At 46.1% G+C, this 577-nt stretch carries 1 protein-coding gene; it reads left to right on the top strand.

Features of this window, described 5'->3' with window-relative positions; all coding sequences use genetic code 11:
* The coding region (locus AC1MDJ_RS08465; protein WP_479690468.1) for an NfeD family protein at positions 1–577 on the top strand (577 nt) is incomplete at both ends.

Below are 577 nucleotides of genomic sequence, written 5' to 3'. Positions count from 1 at the left end.
AGACGGCGTTGTTAATAACAATGAATCAATGCTACTAATGCTGGAACAAGAGTTGAAACTGAACGATAAGTTGCAGGTGATAGAACTAGAACCTTCTGTGTCCCAGCGATTTGCCTTTTGGGTGTCTAATCCAAACCTGTTGTCAGTATTGTTTTTGCTGGCGATTGTGATGTTCTTTTTAGAGTTCAAAATGCCGGGCACCTTTATATTCGGCGGTGTGGCGGTGCTGGCAATAGTATTGTTCTTGGTAGGCTCCAACTATATCCCTGTGAATTTGTTTGGTTTTCTGCTGGTGCTTGGCGGGGTGGGGCTATTCATAGCGGAGGTATTTATCACCAGTTTCGGCTTATTGTCTATAGGCGGGATAGTCGCTGTGGTGATGGGCTTAACGTTAGCCTTTGATTCCGTAGAGGCGCAGGGGGTTAGTGTGTCAAAGTGGCTTTTAACACTGTTAGCTGTGGCTGTAGCAACGGTTATCGTCTTCATAGGACGACTATTGCTGGGTGATATGCATCGCAAGCCATCAGTAGGCTTGTCGTCATTAGTAGGCAAAACTGGCAGTGTGCTAGCATGGAGT

It is taken from the genome of Candidatus Termitispirillum reticulitermitis (genome assembly GCF_054655775.1).
Note: the sequence above shows the minus strand (reverse complement) of the source record. Positions and strands in the feature narration are given on the sequence as shown.